The sequence below is a fragment of the bacterium genome, assembly GCA_040756715.1.
In the GTDB taxonomy this organism is placed as follows: domain Bacteria; phylum UBA9089; class UBA9088; order UBA9088; family UBA9088; genus JBFLYE01.
In genome coordinates, this window is the sequence record JBFLYE010000106.1 from 1 (window position 1) to 3,820 (window position 3,820).

The following is a 3,820-nucleotide window of genomic DNA, read 5'->3' on the forward strand; positions in this document are numbered from 1 at the left end:
AATATAATCTATTTGTTGCATCTGTTTGAGTTACCCTCCTTTTAGAGAGATTTAAAGGGTTATAATACTCATTCAGGTGCAACATTTTCAAGAGATTATATTTGCACCATATTCCGTGAAGAGCCAATAATCTTCAATACTACAATTGGAGTGGTATTGGATATATTGTCTCTGATCCAGATACAGGAGGAGCAGCTTATATGATTTCTGGAGGAATTGCTGGAGGTAGCACTGTATGGAAGTATATATGGAAAATTGCAGAATATATCTTTAATTTTGTTCCCAAGGTATGGGCAAGTGTCGTTTCAATAATTATGTCAATAATTGATATATTTACATCAGATGCTCCTGGAATTGTAAAATTGGTAGCAGCCCTTCTTTTGCTTAAGGCAATATCGTGGGTAGTTATAGGTATGCTAATGAACTCAATTCTCGGATTTGTAATCTGTTCTATTCTTGCTTGCTTACTACTTATTTGTATAGATATTATGTTAAGTTCTTATGAAAAAAAGAAGAAATCAGGTAGATCTAACTTATTCATCCCTATTTATTCAAGGTTAAATTTTCTAAAAATAGCCAATAATTTTAATTATTCTTTGCAAAAAATGGTACAGCCAATATGAAAGAAGGATATAAATTTACACAAGCTTTATCAAAAAATAATATAAACTCTTGCAATGGCGAAACAGAAAACTTTTATGCACAGAAGACTGTAAAGGGTATATTAAAAATTGCTTTAGCAATGTTTTTGCACCCCACAGAGAATTTTAATAAAATTTTAGGTACTCCTTCCAAAAAAATCTGGGCTGTTTTAAGAATAGAGATAATAGCAATGGGTATTTTTGTATGGATAGCACTTATGATCAATGGTTCTATACCTTCTCGGTTGGCTAAACTTTCCATTTTGGGTAAATTTTTCATAAGTCTGTTTTCTATTATCATTAGTGTTATGACTATGTTTGCACTTGGGGGGCTTTGTATAGTTGCTGCATGGTACTTGCTCAGTTTCTTTTACAGTTGGATGGGGAGATATTTAAATGGAAGGGGAAATAAGGATGCTTTACTCTCGGTTTTAGGTTTATTTTTTATAGGCGATATTTTATTTTTTACCCCGATATGGTTTATTGAAATCGCCTTTTTTAACAGGATAATGCCTATTAGTGAAATTTTTTCTCCTATTTTTACTATTTTTTATATGACAATTGCCCTTAAGGTAGGGCATAACATCGGTACTTTAAAGGCATTGATCTTACTTTTTTCGCTTCTAATTTTTGCGATTATTATAGGACTGCCTTTAATTCTATTATTTGAAAATTTGAAAGGGCAAGGAGGTATATTATGAAGAAATTAGTTAAAGGAATGACTTTAGGGGTAGTTTTGACAAGCTGGTTTTGCTTTGCAACTCAGCAGGAATTGGCTATCCAAAGAGGGATGGAATGGCTGGTAGCCAATCAAAACCCTGATGGCTATTGGGGAATAGAGACAGATATGTTATCTAAAAGGTTTCATATCACTTGCGAAGTAGCAAATACATTCCATTATCTTGGAACTACGAATATTGCATATTCTAAAGCCATCCAATGGATTGAAAGAGAGACAACTACAAGCTCTCGTGCTATTGCTAGGAAGATTAAGATTTTGGCTGACTATGGCTCAGATACAGCAGAACTGATTGGCACACTGACTTCATCTCAAAATGAAGATGGTGGGTTTGGAGTAGATCGGGGATATGGGAGTGATGTATTAGACACCACCTTTGCCCTACAAGCCCTCAAATCTGCCAACTATTCTAACACCACAGTGATTGAATCTGCCCTCTGGTATCTTACATCAAATCAGAATGATGATGGAGGGTTTGGAATTGCTGGGAAACTATCTTTGGCTGATAGAAGTGCAAAAGAAAGTAAGGTCTACACCACCTCCCTTGCTCTACTTATCCTGAACCAATACCGCAGAGATTATTATCTTGAGGAATCCATCACCAAAGCCACCAATTGGCTTATAACCCAAAACCCAGAATCCTTATGGGAGAAAGCCATTGCCTATTCGGCAAGTGCGGAATGCGGAATGCAGAATGCGGAATTATTAAACTATATTTTAGCCAATCAATGGGAGAATGGAAGCTGGGATAATGACCCATTTACTACCGCTTTATGCTTAAGGGCGATTAAAGATAGCCTGATACCACCACCTATTATAGACCTGAAAGCCTGTTATATCTCCTACTCTCCAGGAACACCTTCTGCTTCTGATACCATACTTCTTAATGGCTCTCTCTTCAATTCAGGAAGCACTACCCTAACTGGCATAGAATCCCAGTTTTATATAGCCACATCTACCTTAGGGCCAATACTCTTTATCCCAAGATTAGAACCACAAAGATATGCTACAGTCAGCCTCAGCCTATCATCTGCTGCCGGGACATACACTATTCTTGCCATCTTTGACCCAAGAAATCTTATTGAAGAAGAGAACGAAGAGAATAATACAGCTACTGCTACCTTAATTGTTTCTGAAACAGTTGTTGGTCCACCTGATCTTATGATTAAAAATATCTCTGTATCCACCTTTACACCAACCGCCGGTGAACTGATTATTATCTCTGCCACCATCACCAATACAGGAGAAAGCAAGGCAGAGAATCTGTTGGTTCAATTCTTTTCTGATGCCATCCAACTTAATGATGATTTATATGTGTTCAGCTAGATGTTAAAGTTTAAAATTGTTGTTGACAAAAATAGGGTTCAAGAATATAATGAGGCTATAATAAATTTAAGGGGGTGAGAAGATAGATGGATTTTGTATTTCAATGTATATTTACGGTAATCGGGGCTTTTCTTTCCTTTATCCTGACCCTATTGTTTGTCCAGAATGGTAGGCAGATAAAGATAATCGCCGGGAAGATGGATGAGGGGTTTAGAAAGATGGACGAGGGGTTTAAAAGGATAGCAGAGGTTATCACCCAAGAAATAGCCTCTACAAAAGAGCTTATAGTCCAAGAAATGGCTTCTACAAAAGAGCTTATCGCTCAGGAAATAGCCTCTACAAAAGAGCTTATCGCTCAAGAAGGCCGTGCTACAAAAGAGCTTATCGCTCAAGAAGCAGCCTCTACAAGAGAACTTATAAAAGTCCTTGCCGAGATTAAGAAAGGATAGGAGGAAAAGAGATGTTAAGGAAGATTTACAAAACAACCGCCTGGGTGGTTCTTTTAACCTTTGGGTTTCAGGCAATAGGTGGGAATTTATGGGCAAGTGTTATCAGAGCACCAGAGCACCAGAGCACCAGAGCACCAGAAAAGACAATAGGAGAAGAATGGGTTAAAGCAATTAAGGGATTAGAGGCTCTATTAGAGGAATCGGGAAAGAGGGGATTTCAAATCCAAGAATCCAAGCTTAATGACAAGAAGAAAGAGATTGAGAAGCTTGATGAGAAATTAAGAGAGGAATTCAAAGAAACCGAGGAATTCCTTAAGGAAAAGAAATTGCCTGAGAAAATCCTTCAAAGGCACTATGAGTTTGTTAAGCAATATGAGCAGAATTACGCTAAACTTCAAGCCAAACTCAAAAAAGCAATAACCACGAAGGACACGAAGAGCACGAAGGAATTAAAAGATTTCCTAGAAAAGGCACAGTATAAACCAAAGCCAAGACTATTAGATCCAAATAAACTTCCTCACCGATTAGCACTACAAAGAAAGCCTAAAGAGCCAAGAACAACACCAATTAAAGGAATAAAAACCCTACAAGAAGAAGATTATCTCAAAGAAACCATTGATGTCCAGATAACCGATGAGATAAAAAAGCTTGCCAACGAAACATTA

At 37.1% G+C, this 3,820-nt stretch carries 5 protein-coding genes; all 5 read left to right on the forward strand.

The features are described from left to right. The first annotated feature begins 200 nt into the window (after positions 1-200). Complete coding sequence (locus AB1397_03990; protein ID MEW6482142.1) at positions 201-623, forward strand: hypothetical protein; 423 nt, start codon at positions 201-203, stop codon at positions 621-623. After that, the gene (locus AB1397_03995; GenBank protein ID MEW6482143.1) at positions 620-1,342 is read left to right on the forward strand and encodes a Yip1 family protein; all 723 of its coding nucleotides are present in this window, start codon (positions 620-622) and stop codon (positions 1,340-1,342) included. The genes AB1397_03990 and AB1397_03995 overlap by 4 nt, the downstream gene beginning before the upstream one ends. Then, positions 1,339-2,706, forward strand: a complete 1,368-nt coding sequence (locus tag AB1397_04000; GenBank protein ID MEW6482144.1) for a prenyltransferase/squalene oxidase repeat-containing protein — start codon at positions 1,339-1,341, stop codon at positions 2,704-2,706. Before AB1397_03995 ends, AB1397_04000 begins: the two co-directional genes overlap by 4 nt. An 86-nt stretch (positions 2,707-2,792) precedes the next feature. Further along, on the forward strand, positions 2,793-3,155 hold the full coding sequence (locus AB1397_04005) for a hypothetical protein (protein ID MEW6482145.1): 363 nt from the start codon (positions 2,793-2,795) through the stop codon (positions 3,153-3,155). A gap of 11 nt (positions 3,156-3,166) precedes the next feature. Continuing rightward, on the forward strand, positions 3,167-3,820 hold a 654-nt coding region (locus tag AB1397_04010), incomplete at its 3' end, for a hypothetical protein (protein ID MEW6482146.1).

Bases quoted from the DNA above. Each gene is read 5' to 3' on its own strand.
- AB1397_03990 (MEW6482142.1), top strand. From the start codon at position 201: ATGATTTCTGGAGGAATTGCTGGAGGTAGCACTGTATGGAAGTATATA.
- AB1397_03995 (MEW6482143.1), top strand. From the start codon at position 620: ATGAAAGAAGGATATAAATTTACACAAGCTTTATCAAAAAATAATATA.
- AB1397_04000 (MEW6482144.1), top strand. From the start codon at position 1,339: ATGAAGAAATTAGTTAAAGGAATGACTTTAGGGGTAGTTTTGACAAGC.
- AB1397_04005 (MEW6482145.1), top strand. From the start codon at position 2,793: ATGGATTTTGTATTTCAATGTATATTTACGGTAATCGGGGCTTTTCTT.